Consider the following 17,026-nt stretch of genomic DNA (forward strand, 5'->3'; position numbering starts at 1 on the left):
TTGAAGGAGATCACGATCTGTTGTCGAATAAAGGAATATTGAGGAAACAGCAGATATGAGAGGGGAAACAAAATGGTATCTAATCGAAACAAACAATATCATTCCAAAAAAGTGGTCTCCGCCGTCATGGCCGGACTGATGGTACTTGGAGCAGGAGCAACTACCGCTGCTGCCGCTGGTGAACAATCGGCAGTGAGCACTTCTGCTTCAACATCAAGTCTCTTCACTGACGTTAAATCAGGTTATTGGGGAGAAAAGTATATTTATCAATTAGCGGCACAGGGAATTGTTGTGGGGAGTAATGGAAAATTCAAACCTAATGACCCTGTGAGCCAGCAAGAAGCAGTAACGATGGCGATCCGCTTCCTAAATCAAAAAGCGGGTGATAGTGCCGGCTCGACTACGACATTACCGACAAATATGAAAGTAAGTAATTATGCAGTTCCATATGTAAAGTTGGCGCTTCAGCAAAGCCTGCTCGACAAGAAAAAAGAATCTGGCTATTCGGATACTAAAGTTACCTGGGGAGCAAAGCAAGCATCCCGTGAATGGGTACTGGAAGTATTGGTTCGAGCTATTGGTCGCACAGCTGATGCAAATGCAGCTATGAATAAATCGACGGGCTTTGCGGATAACGCCAAAATTTCCGCAGATCGGCTTGGTTATATTAACGTAGCCGTAGACCTCGGGTTGGTAACAGGTGTTAGCGGAAATAGATTTGATCCACAGGGTGCCGTCACAAGAGCACAGTTGGCGACATTTTTAAGTCGTGCGCAAGCTCATATTGAGACGAATTATGATAATCAGTATGAAGGTTATGTTTCATCCGTTGATAACGGAAAACTCGAAATCTATATCGATGGAAAACCAAGTGTGTTTACACTTGATGGATCGACAACTTATTTTGAGAAAAGTTCAACCAAAAGATTGTCGAACTCGGACATTAAACCGTATACGAAGGTCATCGTCATTGGTAAGGACAGTAGAGCAGCATATGTAGAAATTACAGATCCAACACAGATGGTTGAATCGTTAGAACGGACATATGCTCGTCTGTCTCCGAATAACGTTATTTGGTTTGATTCCAACAATACGTTTGAAGAATTGACTTATGATGCCAATACCGTGTTCCTTGATCAGAACGGTGTAAAGATTGATCCGAATACAATGGCATCGGGTAGCATCGTTACGGTTGAGCGTGAAACGTTCTCTCCGCAAAAGCGAATTGTTTCCATACGAGTGAAGAATGGCTTAGTTAACAAGACGGCAAGCGGAATTGTCCAGTCTGTTGATACTGTTAACAAGACGATTTCTTTCAAAGATACGACAAGTAACGTGGTTGATACATTTAAATGGGATGATAGTACGTTGATCCAATATCAGAACCAACTTCTTAATGCATCCGAACTGAAGGCGGGTTCTGTTGTGAGCATTACCGTGAAGAACAGTGTGTTGCAAAAGGTAGAGGTAAGCCAAAGTGTAGATCGGACGATCACTGCTATGCTCTATAATGTAGAGAGTAACGGTAGAACAATTACCTATAAGCGGAGTAACAGTTCTCAGTTGGAAACGAAGTTTTTGGTGGAAAAGCCAGAGCTTGTTATTAGCGGAATTGCACAACCGGTACTGGGGGATCTTCTTGCTGATGCTACCTCGGGTGACCAAGTTGAACTGACGATCAACGGAGAAGAAAAGATTACTAAGATTCAAGTTCTGAATCGTCAAATGGAACGTATGGACGGCGTAACGGTCGTTTCTTACGATGCCAAGAAACGCTGGTTGATGGTTAGTGATGATAAGAGCCTTCCAAAAGTTATCATTTTGGATGATAAGACAAAGCTTGATTCTTCAGCTGGAAGTAGTTTGGCTTCTGTTGAAGCACTTTTAGGGGCAGGACGTAAGGTGAATGTGACTCACATTGGTAACCGTGCACTCACACTAGAAGTTGTTTATAAGCATGATGGTAAGGTTACGAACATTAACACATCAACCAAAACGATTACGATTATGACCGATGATGGACAAAGCATCAGTATTCCATACAATTCGCCAAAAGTTGAACTGTACAGCAAGCCGGTTGCTTCCATTTCTGATATTAAAATCGGAGACGAAGTACAAGCACAATTATCAAGCAATCAAGATAGCTTGTTCAGTTTAAAAACCAAATCAGCGCTTCAATTCGAAGTTGTATCTACAGAGCCGGCTTTAAGCCGCATTCGAGTTAAGAATGAAGGCGTGACAAGTGAATTTTACACGGATAAAGCAGTGCTGACTGACGAGAATGGTCAAGCCATTCGTGTGAATGATCTTCGTGCTGGAACATTGATTAATGTTAACTTTGTTGGTACGACAGCGAGTTCTGTGCAGTATGTAAAACTTACACTTGGTCAAATTGTAGAGGTTGATGCAGCAGGCGGAGCAATTACGGTAAAAGCATTTAATGGTGCTAATGAGAAAGTAAGTACTGCTGGAAAAGTGAAAGTGATTCGTGGAGGAGTCGTTTCTACGAATTTGAACAGCCTTACTGGCAATGATCGAGTTGAAGTTCGTAAGGATATTGATGGAACGACGATTGTTAAGGTTTTGGATTCGTTAAGCCGTTCTTACTGGCGTTATGATAACGGTGATGTATATGTAAAACGTTCATATACAACCGAAAATAATCGGTTCCCAGCGTCATCAAATTTATATGTTCATGAAAAAGACCAGAACTTGTCCGTGCAATCCCTTAAAGAAAATGATAATATTGTACTGTATTTCAACAACGGGACGGTTGTAGAGATCGTGAAACAATAGTTATCACATGGGAAATACACGAGAAACACCGTCTTGATGCGGGGCTTTGTCGCATCAAGACTTTTTTTTGCGGGAGGGATCTTGTTATGAACTCGGCCACGGTACGGCATATACTTGATACGATAGAAAACATGTTTCCGGATGCACACTGCGAATTACATCATGAAAATGCTTTTGAACTGACAATTGCAGTTTTGTTGTCAGCACAGTGTACGGATGAAACAGTTAATAAAGTAACTAAGGATCTGTTTCAGAAATATAAAACACCGTTGGATTATGTTTCGGTACCGATTGAAGAGTTGGAGCAAGATATCAGGCGGATCGGACTATACCGTAATAAAGCTAAACATATCCAAAATCTGTGTCGATTATTAATCGATCAATATGGTGGAGAAGTGCCCGAAGCCCATGATGAGCTGGTGAAGCTGCCTGGAGTTGGGCGAAAAACCGCGAATGTGGTCGTATCGAACGCTTTTGGCGTACCTGCTATCGCAGTGGATACTCATGTAGAGCGTGTATCCAAGCGTCTCGGCTTAGCTGGGTGGAAAGATAGTGTGCTTGAAGTGGAGAAAAAGTTGATGAAACGGGTACCGCGTGAAGAATGGACTCTAACGCATCACAGGCTTATCTTTTTTGGCAGATACCACTGCAAAGCCCAGAATCCACAATGCCAGATATGTCCGCTTCTAGATGTATGCCGTGAAGGTAAGAAGCGTATGAAAACGTCCATGGTCAGGAAGAATAAGGAACAGACCGCAACAAGCAAGAAATAGACAGAATAAGAGGATGGGATTAAATTATGAAATGCATCTCGGTTTACACGGACAACTTTGAATTGTTCTCTGACATTTTTGAACAAGTGGTGGAGAGCCAACTGGAAGAAAATGAAGAAAAAGAATTGGAAGGCGTAACTTACAGCAATTCGGGTGAGGCTCCAGAACATTATTTGGAGCGTATGTCTCAAAAACCAGAAGTTGTTGTTATGCGCGATAAATCGAGAGGTTTGACCATTCTGCAGCATGGAAATGTATTCGAAATTCTTATTCCTGAAGCAGAAAACGCAGCTCTTTCCTAAGATCGAGCTTGAATTGAACAAATGCGGCCCTGAAAAGGGCCGTTTTTTTTATTTTCTCAGAGGACTGGTGATTTCATTAAGGCTCCGGCAATGTTACAATGAAATGATCTGAGAATATGTGACATTTATTATAGATAAGAACGATAGGAGAGAAGGATGACATTGAAGGTAGTGACTGATCATGAAACCGGATACAGCATCGGCACTTTACAGGCTGCCAGAGATCGTTTTTTGGGATGGAATGATGAATCCTCCGCGGCTCTGACTGGGGATTTAATTCGCAAACAAGCCGCAGGTGAGTTGACCCTTGCATTTTGTGGACATTTTTCAGCTGGAAAGTCGAGTATGATTAATGCTCTTTGCGGGAAAAAGGTGCTGCCGTCGGGTCCAGTGCCGACAAGTGCTAATGTAGTGACCATTCGAAACGGCATCCCAAAGGCGGTTATTCATCGACCTGATGGTGGACTTGGTGAGACGCTGAATGTAAGTACCGAGGAGCTTGCTGCATATTGTAAAGAAGGTGGAGAGTACTCTGCTATCGAGGTTTGGGACGATATATCCATTCTTGGACCGAATGGTGTCTTGATGGATACTCCTGGTGTAGATTCTACAGATGATGGGCATCGGCAAGCAACGCATTCTGCGCTTCATATGGCAGATGTCGTGTTCTATGTGATGGATTACAATCATGTGCAGTCCGAGAGTAATCTGTTATTTGCGAAAAGTTTATCCGATTGGGGAAAGCCATTGTATTTGATTGTGAACCAGATCGATAAACATCGTGATGAAGAGCTCGCATTATCCTCCTATTTAGAAGATGTAAAGAAGGCATTTGCACAGTGGAAAGTCCGCTATAATGGATTGCTGTGTGTTTCGCTTAAGGTGTGGGATCATCCTTATAACCAGTGGGTGGACTTGAAGTCAGTCATCGGAAAATTATTAGACAAGAGGCAAGTACTTCTAGATTATAGTGTGGCTTGTTCGATGCGACACGCTGCGGATCGGCATGCTGAAGCTTATCTCCGAAGTCATCAGGAAGAGAAGGAACAATTGCTGGCGGAGATGGGTGGGGAAGCAGCTGCAGCTGCACTAAACGCTCAAATCGAAGAACTGGAGCAAGAACAGATTCGTTTGGAGAATTTCCCGGATGAGATAAGAGTTGAACTCCGCCGTGAGGGCGATGCACTGCTTGCCAATGCTAACTTGATGCCAGCGGATATTCGAGATTTAGCATTGTCATTTTTAGAGAGCCGTAAAAGTGGGTTTAAAAAAGGATTTTTGTTTGCTGCTGCAAAAACGGAGGAAGAAAAGTCACGGAGACTCGATATATTCCATAAACGTTTATCTGAGCAAGTTACAGCTCAAGTGGATTGGCATGTTAGAAATTTGATTCGGCCATTTATTGAAAGATTTGAAGCTTGGAGCAGTAAATGGGAAACGATGACGAATTCACTGCTGCCTGTTCCCGTTGTTTCCGTGGAGAGTATTACAAGCACAGTGAATTCGGATGCGGTCCTTTCCGGCGAGTATGTGCTTAACTACTGTAAGCTGCTGTCCGAGGAAATCAAGGGCAGCTATCGACGTGCGTTGTCAGAGCTTGCCGACAACGTACGGGTCTTGGCGGCGGACGATGCTGCTGTCCGCCTGGAGCTTCTTGCGCGCCAGCGTGCGGAGCTGCTGGCGCAATCGTCTGCTTCCGCTCGCTATGCTGTATTGCAGCAGGCGGAAGCAGACCGGGCCCTTGCGGCGGCACAGCTGGTGCCGCCGCTTACCTCCCTCACCCCCGGCCTCCTGCCGGAGGTGAGGGAGCCTGCTGCGGCTCCGCAGGCCGCAGCAAGCGCGGGTTCCCCTGCATTGCAGCAGGGGAACAGCGGCACGGCGCCCCGGCGCAGCGCGCCACAGGGCGCGGCCGGGGGCCGGCGCCAGCGGCTTGAAGCCGCGGCAGCGGAGCTGCGTGCTGCTGCGGCGCTGCTGGCGCCGCATCCCGCGCTGGCGTCGCCCGCGCGGGATTTGCACGCCCGCGCGGATGCGCTAGCGGGCGGCTCGTTCACGCTCGCGCTATTTGGAGCGTTTAGCGCGGGCAAGTCCTCATTCGCCAACGCTTTGCTTGGCGAATCGGTATTACCGGTATCACCGCATCCAACTACGGCGGCGGTGAACCGGATCGTCGTACCGACAGAAGAGTATCCTCACGGAACAGCTGCTGTCCGTATGAAGACGAAAGATATCTGGTGGGATGATCTCAAGTATTCCTTTAGTGTGCTGGGCTTACCGGAGCCGAATGAAGGGAGCTGGAGGAAGACCGCAGAGGCTCTGACACCGGAAGGTGTGCATCCTGCTGGACTGCCGCATTACGGCTTCCTGAAAGCTGCGGCAGCTGGGTGGGAAGGCATGAATACAAAGCTCGGGACGATCGAATCGGTAGGTATGGAGGAATATCGTGGTTTTGTCGCAGATGAGACCAAATCCTGTTTTGTTGATGGAATCGATTTATATTACAGCTGTCCCTTAACAGAGCAGGGAGTCGTGCTGGTAGACACACCGGGAGCGGATTCTCTTCATGCCCGTCATACGGGTGTCACGTTCAACTACATCAAAAACGCAGATGCAATTGTATACGTCACCTATTACAATCACGCTTTCTCCAAAGCTGACAGACAGTTCTTGTCCCAGCTTGGCCGAGTAAAAGACAGTTTTACACTTGATAAAATGTTCTTTGTCGTAAACGCTGCTGATTTAGCATCCTCTTCTGACGAATTGGATGAGGTTGTCTCCCACGTGCGTACGAATCTTGTCCGCAGTGGAGTTGCTAACCCGCATATTTATCCGGTCTCCAGTTTATCTGCACTGAGAGGTAAGCTGAATGGTCATGAGCAGGAGCTTGAAGCTTCCGGTTTTATCCCATTTGAGACTGCGCTTGATCGTTTTGCTGTTGAGGATTTGCCTGGCCTATCCCTGAGAGCTGGTTACGATGAAATATCGTCGGCACGGCGCCGAGTAGAAGCGTGGGCTGAGCTTGCTGAACAGGATGAAGATACCCGGAGACAGCGAATTTCAGGACTTGAGAAGGTTCGTTTAAAAGCGGAGGAATATTTCTCTGCCCTGAAAGTAATGGATATGACACGTGAAATAACTCAGGAGTGCGGGGAGCTGCTCTTTCATGTACGACAACGGCTTGATTATGCGATGGGGAGATTCTTTCAAGAAGCGTTCCATCCCTCCGTACTTAGAGAGGATGCCGGCAGTTTGAAATCGGCATTTGCAGCCTGCGGGCGGGACTTAGAACGCACGCTTTCGCTAGAACTTGATCAGGAGTTTTGGGCAACTACGCTTCGATTGGAACAGAAGGGACGTAAATTGACCGAGGATGCTGCCCGTCAGACGGCCGATGCTATCAGAAGCTTAACAGAAGGTGTAGAGCTTTCTATTCGTCAGGATGCAGAATGGTCAACCCCAAGTTTGGAAGAAACCGATCTGTCCTTAGGTGAGGATTGGCTTTCCTATTGGCCGCACTTCAAGAATCCGAAACACTTCTTTGAAGGAAACGGAAGTCAGAAGCTCCGTGAAGCAGCAGAGCCAAAGGTAAAAGAATCTGTGGCGATTATTGCGAAGCAGCGTGAAACTCAGCTCGTATCTCATTACGAACAAGAGATTAAGCGATCACTCTTAATGCATGCAGACGTTTTACAGGAGCAATTGAACGAGACGCTGAGCGCCATGGTTGTGTCCTTAGAGGACGGACAGTCATCTGATATTTGGCGTACATTGGCTCATGAACTTTTGCTCATGGAGCGGAAAAGATAAGGGATACATCTAAAAACAATTTAAAAGGAATTCGGGCTGATCAATCCCGGATTCCTTTTTTTGTATCCTATATTGAAAGTAGCGTTCATACAGGATGAATAACATAATTAAATTACATAAAATCCCAAATAAATGACTTCAAAAAGACTTTAAAACTACAATTTTTATCGATCTGATATGGAAAAACGGACCTGTTTTCATATCCTCAGGATTATCGAGAATTACCGACTATTTAATCATGAAAGTAGGAAAAGTTGCACTAATTGACTAGTTTAAGTCCCATTAGCTCATTTATGACGTTTTATTCTCTTTGCCGCTTATACAGGTCGATGATAAACTTCATAAATGCTACATAACTGAACGTAAATAATCCAAAGGAGGAAAATCATGAATGTTCTCAGGCAACTGCAGGGCTTCTTTTGGGAGAAACGAAGCTATCTCTTTCTTTCCATACTGTGTCTGGCGATCGCGACCGCACTTGGACTCGTGTATCCTAACCTGCTGCAAAGGCTGATTGATGATGCAATTCAGCCAGGAAATTATAGTATTGTACCTGTACTCGCACTTACTGTTGTAGGGGTAGTGGCATTGAAAGCTTGTATGCAGTTTTTACACGGTTATTTTGGAGGGCGCCTCGGTAACTTCTTAGCATATAGGCTCCGGAACGCCTGTTATGAAAAACTGCAATTCTTGTCATTCCGTTACTATGACACAGCACGGACTGGTGATTTGATGTCAAGGCTTACGGGTGATCTCGAAGCGATCCGGATGTTTATTGGCTTCGGCTTTGCTCAGATTTTGAACCTTGGTCTCATGGTGATTTTTGGATCTATTATGATGTTTTCGATCAGCTGGAAGCTTACGTTGATTACGCTTGTTAGTATGCCATTCCTTCTTGTGACAGCGCTTAAGTTTGAATCCAAGATTCACCCAGCTTTCCAAGAAATGCGGTTGGCGCTTAGCTCGTTAACGACCGCTGTACAGGAGAACATTACTGGGGTTCGTACGGTTAAATCCTTTGCTCGTGAACCTCACGAGGTGGAGAAGTTTTCCGGAAGAAATGAGCGCTACAAGACGAATCAAATTTTTGCATCATCCCTGTGGGCGAAATTCTTCCCGCTGATGGAACTGTTCGCTAACATCAGCGTAGTTGTATTACTTCTTGCAGGTGGAACGATGGTTATAAAGAAAGAGCTTTCGCTTGGTGAGTTGGTCGCTTTCTTCAGCTTGATGTGGTATATCATCGGGCCGATGTGGAGCATCGGGTTCCACATTAATAACTACACGCAATCTAAGGCTTCCGGTGAGCGTGTGTTGGAATTGCTTAACCAACCAATTGATGTAGAAGATCGTGATAACGCGATTGTACTTGATCCGAACACAGTTAAAGGTCATGTTGTGTTTGATAGTGTAACTTTTGCTTACGGTAATAAAGTAGCAGCTGTAAAAGATATTAACCTGAATGCGCCACCAGGGTCCGTAATCGGTTTTCTTGGGGGAACGGGTTCAGGTAAATCAACGATTATCCAGCTTCTGATGCATGCTTATAATGTGAACTCTGGAAGTATTAAGCTTGATGGCATCAATATTAAGGATATAAAGATTCGTAGCTTACGCAGTCAAATTGCTACCGTGTTCCAGGAAACTTTCTTGTTCTCTTCCAGCATACGTAACAATATTGCCTATGGTATGAAGAACGTAACTATGGATGAAATTATCCGCGCAGCCAAGCTGGCGAAGGCTCATGATTTCATTATGGAAATGGAACAAGGATATGATACGGTCGTGGGAGAGCGCGGTATGGGGCTGTCCGGTGGACAGAAACAGCGTATAGCGATTGCCCGGGCGTTGCTGAAAGATCCGAAGATTCTTATATTGGACGATGCTACGAGTGCCGTTGATATGGAGACGGAGCATGAAATTCAATCCGGATTCCAGGAAGTTATGAGGGGAAGAACAACGTTTATCATTGCACATCGTATTTCATCACTTCGTCATGCAGATGAAATCCTTGTTCTTAATGAAGGTAAAGTGGTTCAGCGTGGTAAACACAATGATCTGATTCATGAAGAAGGTCCTTATCAGGATGTGTACAAAATTCAATATGCAGACCTCATTGCCCGCAGAACAGCATCAGGGCATGAGGAAGGGCAGGTGAAAGCATGAGCGCGGAATTGAATATGGAGAGGAAGCCTAAACAGAAGGTATCTCGTTCAAGCAATGATTCAGCTACAACGGGAGAACGTTTTGTCTATCAAGATGATGATGTTATAGAGAAACCATTTAACTGGAAGCAGTTAACCCGGCTAATATCTTATATGAAGCCTTATGCAAAACAGATGATTCCGCTTATTATCATACTTATGATTATCGGTACGATCACCAAGCTTACGGTTCCATACCTGACGGGTCAGGCGATTGATAAAGCGATCGCGCCTGAGAGCGGAGCAGCAAGTCTGCAGATGCTGTATAAGATTACTATTGGTGTACTGGTACTCTACATCATTCAGTATATTACAGGCATATTCCGGATTAAATACACGAATATTATTGGCCAGCGGGTCATTTATGATTTGAGGGCAGATCTATTCCGGCATATTCAGCGTTTGTCATTTAACTTTTACGACAAACGACCTGCTGGATCCGTTCTTGTACGGGTTACAAATGACGTTAACTCATTACAGGACTTGTTCACGAACGGTGTCGTCAACTTATTGATCGACTGTGTTCAATTATTCGGTATCGTTATCATCTTGCTCTTTATTAACTGGAAATTAGGTCTGGCTGTAATCGTAACCGTACCTATTATGTTCTTTATTTCAACGGCACTGCGTATAAAAATCCGCAGAGCTTGGCAGGAAGTTCGGATGAAGAACTCACGAATCAACTCTCACTTGAATGAATCGATTCAAGGGATACGGGTAACGCAGGCATATACGCAGGAAGAAGAGAACATGAAGTTTTTCGATCATATGAACTCGGACAGCAAAAAATCCTGGGATAAAGCTTCAACCATGAACCAGGCGTTCGGCCCATTGATTGAAATCACCGGCGGCTTTGGATCATTGATCCTATTCTGGTTAGGAGCTAGCTTAATTCAGAATGGTGAATTGACAATCGGTCTTCTCATCGCTTTTTCGAACTACGTAGGGAACTTCTGGGAGCCGATTAACCGCTTAGGTCAAATGTATAATCAGTTGCTAGTTGCTATGGCATCGTCAGAGAGAATCTTTGAATTTATTGACGAGAAGCCTAATATTGATAATGCTCCAAATGCTAAGAAACTCCCACAAATTAAGGGAGATATCAAACTTGAAAATGTAGTGTTTGAATACGAGAAAGGACGACAGGCGCTTAAGGGAATCAACCTAGACGTAAAAGCCGGTCAGTCGATAGCGCTCGTAGGGCATACAGGATCAGGTAAGAGTACGATTATTAACTTGCTTAGCAGATTCTATGATATAACGGATGGCAAGATTACGATTGATGGACATGATATCCGTGACGTTACGGTGGAGAGTCTTCGCCATCAAATTGGGATTGTGCTGCAGGATACGTTTATATTCTCTGGAACCATCCGTGACAACATCAGATTCGGTCGACTGGATGCAACGGATGAAGAAATAGAAGAAGTCGCCAAAGCGGTTGATGCCCATGAGTTTATAATCAATATGCCTGGTGGGTACGATACGGAAGTTGAAGAACGAGGGAATATGTTATCTATGGGGCAACGACAGCTGCTATCATTTGCAAGAGCGCTGCTTGCAGACCCTCGAATTCTTATCTTGGATGAAGCGACTGCCAGTATTGATACCGAGACGGAACTGAAAATTCAGGATGCTTTAAAGGTGCTTCTAAAAGGTCGAACGTCATTCATTGTAGCACATCGATTATCCACGATCAGACATGCTGATTTAATCGTAGTTCTAGACCATGGACAAATTATAGAAGAAGGAAATCATGCCCAGCTTATGAATTTGAAGGGAACTTATCACGGGCTAATTGAAGCGCAATACAAGTTTTTGTAAAAACAGGTAGAATAAACTTGATAGATTAGGTAGAAATTTGTCGTATTGCTCTTGCAATCTTTCTCAGAAACTACGAAAATAGATAGAGAGTGGAGAAGATATCATAGGAGAAGGGAAGCATGAGGGTATAATGAGCATGGATAGCGTTTTGTCTGCGCCTGCACTGCTGATTCGAACGTTTGAGAAGGAAGATTTGGAATCTGTCACGTCTCTGATGCGCGAATTGAATTATCCGACTACACCGAGTGTAATGCGCGAACGGATGGAGATGATGGCGTCCAACCCGCTGTACTGCAATATGATTGCAGAGCTTGATGGTAAAGTAGTAGGGCTGATGATGCTTCGTCAAGTCAAATCCTTCGTAAAGACCGGAATGGTCACTCAAATCACTTCGTTGATTGTTACCTCAAGCTGCCGCTACCAAGGAATCGGCAAACGATTGGTGAGCGGTGCAGAGCAATGGGGAAGGCAGCAAGGAAGCAACCTCTTGTTTCTCACAAGCGGCAACCGGGAAGGTGAAGACCCGGCACATGCATTTTTTGAGCATATTGGATTTAAAAAGGCTCGCTATCAGTTCGTAAAAGAACTGTAGCATTCCTTTTTTCCAGCCCGCTCCCGACATATGGGAACGGGTTTCTCTTTTTGGGCAGTGTACATACACATAAGAAGCGGTCTATTCTTTTTATTTTGAAGAATAGGCCGTTTCTTTTTTTATTTTGCAGGGAGCAGAACCTGCCATACAGAATATACCTTGGAAATCACTATCATAAATTGTGATTACTTACTAAGAAACTATATAAAGTCAGGACGTAACAAGTAAAAGGATGTGGGTCTGTTGTTGAAGTTATTATTGGTCGATGACGAAGCGGATGTTAGAGAAGGTTTGATGGAGAGAATTGATTGGGAAAGTAACGGGTACATCGTTACTGATCGTGCGGAGAATGGTCATGAGGCAATGGAAATGATTGAACGAAGCAGGCCCGATGTCGTCGTGACAGATATACAAATGCCTTTTATGGACGGTTTACAGCTAGCAGAATGGATTAGAGAAAACTATCCGTTAACCAAAATCATTATTCTTACAGGATATGATGAGTTTGAGTACGCCCGTAAAGCGATAACATTACAAATTGATGAGTATGTTTTGAAGCCTTTCTCATCACATGAATTGATAGAGATTTTACTGAAAGTAAAGGAACAGATTGAAGCGGAAATGGCACAAAAAGAAAATATAGTTCAACTTAAAGAACATGTGCAACGAAGTTTACCCATATTAAGAGAGCTATTTTTGGCCGAGCTTATGACAAGCCGAATGGCTTCAGAAGAGATAAGGGCGAAGTGTGATACTTTTGGAATAAATCTGACAGAAGATGCTTATATCACAGCAGTTATTTCGCCGGACATATCGATAGTGGATGATCTATCAGCTGAATCCAGAATGGGCTTGTCTCTTCGAAACAAAAGCAACAAGAATTTACAACTGTTTGCCGTTCGAAATATTGCTTATGAGCTAAGTGATAGTGAGGATCGTGATTTCGTATTTTTAGTGGGTGAAGAAGTTGTTGTCATTACGAAGAATAATCAAGACACCGAATTCATAAACAAGCGTTCCTTTCAACTGCTTGAAGTCATCCGAGAAAAGGTGGAGAGATTTTTGAAGCTAACGGTGACCATCGGTGTTGGAGCGATCAGGAGCGGGGCGGACAGTCTGTACTTATCTTACCGTGAAGCAAGACAAGCTGTTGATTATAGGCTTGTTCTTGGTAACAACAGGGTCATCTGGATCCAGGATGTGGAATCTATAAAGTCTTTACCCTACGTATTGGCACTTGATGAACGGAACGAACAAAGACTTATTCGCAGCATTAAAGTGGGATCAGAGGAAGAACGAAGCCTTGTAATTTCGTCGCTGTTTGAAGATCGGATTATGGAGACTGCCTCCGTTCAGGATTATCAGATTTATTGGCTGGAGATTATCGCTGTAATCCTTAGACTGATAAAAGAAAGTGGTGGAAATCCCCTAGATCTGTTCGGATCAGAGATGAATCCGCTAATAGAGATTACTTCATATTCAGGACCAGACGAACTTAGGTACCGCTTGAAAACGATATGCGATAAGCTAGCTTGCAATTTCGAAATCGAACGCAAGTCCAGCACGCGAATCGCTGTAGAAGAGGCGAAGGCGTTTATACATAAATATTACTCGGACAGCAGCTTATCTATAGGTACGGTGTGTAAGCAGCTGCACATTAGCACAGGGTATTTCAGCGCTATTTTTAAGAAAGAAACCAAAATGACGTTTGTTACCTATCTCATGCAGGTACGAATGGATGCAGCAAAGGAATTGCTGCGAACGACATCTTTAAAAGCATTTGAAATAGCCGAAAAAACCGGATTTTCTGATCCGAATTATTTCAGCTTTTGTTTTCGTAAAACCTTTGGACTGTCGCCAAAAGAATACTGGGTTTCTGGGGAAGGGTGAGAGCTAATTGGTAAGAAAGGCTAAGAGTTTTTTTCATCAGTTTGGTTCTTTATCAAGGTTGCTCTCCTTTCGCTTACGTAGTATTCAGGTCATGATCACATTTCTGTTCTCAATCATTACGATGGTTGTTGTACTGGTCGTCAGCTTCATGCTATACGATAAGTTCTCCAGAACAGCTGAAGAGAACGCCTATTTAAATATTCAGCAGATTATCGAGCAAGTTAACAGTAATTTGGAAACGTACGTAAAGGGAATGCAAGATATTTATAAGGTGGTGGAAGATCAATTTGATGGAAAGCGAACGGACAACAATTCATCTTTGAGAGGTCAGTTGACGACACTTCTTGAAACTAGGGAGGATTTGGTGTCTATTGCGTTATTTACGTTGAAAGGAGAACCAGTTATAAATGTACCGGCACAGCAAATGATGAACAATACTAGGCTTACTTCACAGAGCTGGTTTGAGACTTCAGTTCGAAACCCATATGAATTGTCGATCTCTGCTCCTCATATTCAGAACCTTTATCAAGGTCAATATAAATGGGTCGTTTCCATGAGTCGAGTCATTACCTATCGAGCCTACGGTGAAACGAAAAAAGGAGTATTAATGGTCGACATTAATTTTCGTACGATTGAAGAACTTAGTTCTCAGGTCAGCCTTGGTAAAAAAGGTTATGCCTACATAACCGATTCCGTTGGTAACATTGTATACCATCCTCAGCAGCAGCTGATCTACGCTGGGTTGAAATATGAGAATATGGAGCCTGCGCTCAAATATAATTTTGGCAATTATACCGATATGTCAACAGGTGAAGAACGATACATTACGGTAAGATCTGTCGAGCCGATCGGTTGGAAAATTGTTGGTGTTTCCTATCCAGCCGAAATTGTCACAACGAAGAGGGATTTGGGAGAGTTTTTAATATGGTTTATTGCCGCAGTTCTGGCTTTTGTCATCATTATTTCTATATTTGTATCTGCAAAAATAGCTCAGCCGATTCTCCGACTTGAAAAATCCGTTAAACAGGTAGAAAGAGGAGATTTCTCCTCGCCTGTGGATGTAAAAGGATTTGTCGAAGTTGAGCGGGTATCCTACCGTTTTAATCTGATGGTCCAACAAATTGGGGAATTGATGGAGCAGATTATTCTGGAGCAGGAAGCCAAACGAAAGAGCGAATTGGATGTACTTCAGGCACAAATTAATCCCCATTTTTTATACAATACGCTCAATTCGGTAATCCGTCTGGCCGAGCGAGGACAAAACGAGGAAGTTGTAAAGACCATCGCTTCCTTATCGAAATTGTTCCGAATCAGTCTGGCCAAGGGCAATAACATCATAACTGTCAGGGATGAGCTTGAGCATGTGCGTAATTATTTGATCATTCAAAATATCCGGTACAAGAACAAATTTCAGTTTGTTATTAGAGCAGACGAAGAAGTGCTTCACTGCCTAACTCTGAAGCTGATTTTACAGCCACTCGTTGAAAATGCGATTATTCACGGCTTGGAAGAGCAGTATGATCCGGGATTGATAACAATCCAGGCATCCTTGGTCAATGAGACGGTCCGATTTACGATTTCGGATAATGGACTTGGAATGTCTCCAGAGAAACTGAATGGAATATTGCTGGGTGAATCAGAGGGAGGCAAAGGATCAGGAGTAGGTGTTAAGAACGTGAATGAACGCATACGTTTAGCCTACGGACAGAGGTTTGGCCTTCATTACCAAAGTGAGCGAGAGGAAGGCACAACGGTAACCGTCAAAATTCCTGCAGTGTGGAATCAGCCTGATTCGGATAGGAGGAGAACCTCGTGAGACGCTGGATAGGAATTGTTTTTATCATCGTTGTGATATTCGGAATCTCTGGCTGTTCGGGAGAACATCCAAAGGAGGAAGCCCAGAATAAAAAACGTACCATCGATATGATCGTGAAGATGCATCGTGGAGATTACTGGAATACCGTAAAGATGGGAGCTCTTGTTGCTGCCAAAGAGTATAATATCCAGCTGAACTTCAAGGCTCCAGACAGTGAGGATGATATCGAGGGACAAATCCAAATGGTAGAAGACGCTATTACGAACAAATCGGATGCCATTGTGCTTGCTGCAAGTGACTATATGGAACTTGGACAAGCTGCAGACAAAGCAGCATTCAATGGAATTCCTATGATTTCACTTGATGCGGATGTGGCTTCGGCAAGAGTCGAAACTCGGATCGGGGCTAATAATTACGAAGCCGGGCAGAAGGTGGGCCAGCGATTAGTCGATTTGCTCGGTCAATCTGGGAAAATCGGTGTAGTGAGTTTTGTTAAAGGTGCTTATGATGAAGCCGAACGGATGGAGGGATTGATGGACTATATATCACGGTTTCCTGCAATAAAAGTGATGGAAGTTGGCTATAGTGGCTCAGAAGAAAGTTTGGCTTCAGATATTACTGGCAAAATGATTAAAACTCATAATCTAGACGGAATTGTTACGCTTAACAGCGTCTCATCGGTGGGAGCAGCTCGCAAAGTTAAAGAACTTGGACTCGGAGGACAGATAAAACTTGTTACTTTTGATAGTACACCTGAGATCATTGAACTGCTGCAAGAAGGCACGATTCAAGCAACCTTGATTCAGAATCCATTCAGTAACGGATATCTTGCCGTTCAACATGCGGTTGAGGCGCTCGATGGACGGAAGGTTCCTGAACGAGTTGAAACTCCAACCAAAATGATCGATTTGGATAATATGTTGTGGCCGGAGAACCAGAAACAACTGTTTCCGTTTGTACAGTAAAAAGCATGAGAATTTTAATAAAACAGGTGAGAATTTTGTATTAAGTTAAGTCTTTAAATC

At 43.9% G+C, this 17,026-nt stretch carries 10 protein-coding genes; all 10 read left to right on the top strand.

Features of this window, described 5'->3' with window-relative positions; translation table 11 throughout:
• Window positions 1-72: 72 nt before the first annotated feature.
• The 10 genes from ACFQV5_RS24610 to ACFQV5_RS24655 all read left to right on the top strand — a co-directional run bounded on the left by ACFQV5_RS24610 (window position 73) and on the right by ACFQV5_RS24655 (window position 16,966).
• A complete protein-coding gene (locus ACFQV5_RS24610) occupies window positions 73-2,796 on the top strand; it encodes an S-layer homology domain-containing protein (RefSeq protein ID WP_379250977.1) in 2,724 nt (907 codons plus the stop codon).
• An 86-nt stretch (window positions 2,797-2,882) separates the two neighbouring features.
• Window positions 2,883-3,569 carry an endonuclease III gene (gene nth / locus ACFQV5_RS24615; RefSeq protein WP_379250979.1) on the top strand — a complete coding sequence of 229 codons (687 nt, stop codon included), beginning with the start codon at window positions 2,883-2,885 and terminating at the stop codon, window positions 3,567-3,569.
• Window positions 3,570-3,595: 26 nt separating this feature from the next.
• On the top strand, window positions 3,596-3,871 hold the full coding sequence (locus ACFQV5_RS24620; protein ID WP_379250981.1) for an NAD/NADP transhydrogenase alpha subunit: 276 nt from the start codon (window positions 3,596-3,598) through the stop codon (window positions 3,869-3,871).
• 156 nt (window positions 3,872-4,027) lie between these two features.
• The gene (locus ACFQV5_RS24625) at window positions 4,028-7,675 is read left to right on the top strand and encodes a dynamin family protein (protein ID WP_379250983.1); all 3,648 of its coding nucleotides are present in this window, start codon (window positions 4,028-4,030) and stop codon (window positions 7,673-7,675) included.
• Window positions 7,676-8,062: 387 nt separating this feature from the next.
• Entirely contained in the window at window positions 8,063-9,841 is a 1,779-nt protein-coding gene (locus ACFQV5_RS24630) for an ABC transporter ATP-binding protein (RefSeq protein WP_379250985.1), read from the top strand.
• Window positions 9,842-9,855: 14 nt separating this feature from the next.
• The gene (locus ACFQV5_RS24635; RefSeq protein WP_379251169.1) at window positions 9,856-11,703 is read left to right on the top strand and encodes an ABC transporter ATP-binding protein; all 1,848 of its coding nucleotides are present in this window, start codon (window positions 9,856-9,858) and stop codon (window positions 11,701-11,703) included.
• A 130-nt stretch (window positions 11,704-11,833) separates the two neighbouring features.
• Window positions 11,834-12,295: a GNAT family N-acetyltransferase gene (locus ACFQV5_RS24640; RefSeq protein ID WP_379250986.1), complete on the top strand. Its 462-nt coding sequence runs from the start codon at window positions 11,834-11,836 to the stop codon at window positions 12,293-12,295.
• Between the two features lie 234 nt (window positions 12,296-12,529).
• Complete coding sequence (locus ACFQV5_RS24645) at window positions 12,530-14,185, top strand: response regulator (RefSeq protein ID WP_483874813.1); 1,656 nt, start codon at window positions 12,530-12,532, stop codon at window positions 14,183-14,185.
• A gap of 91 nt (window positions 14,186-14,276) precedes the next feature.
• Window positions 14,277-16,001, top strand: coding sequence for a sensor histidine kinase (locus ACFQV5_RS24650; protein WP_379250990.1), 1,725 nt, complete (start codon window positions 14,277-14,279; stop codon window positions 15,999-16,001).
• Entirely contained in the window at window positions 15,998-16,966 is a 969-nt protein-coding gene (locus ACFQV5_RS24655; RefSeq protein WP_379250992.1) for a substrate-binding domain-containing protein, read from the top strand. Before ACFQV5_RS24650 ends, ACFQV5_RS24655 begins: the two co-directional genes overlap by 4 nt.
• The last annotated feature ends 60 nt before the right edge of the window (window positions 16,967-17,026 follow it).

The organism is Paenibacillus sp. GCM10028914, from assembly GCF_042666275.1.
GTDB lineage: Bacteria > Bacillota > Bacilli > Paenibacillales > Paenibacillaceae > Paenibacillus_AQ.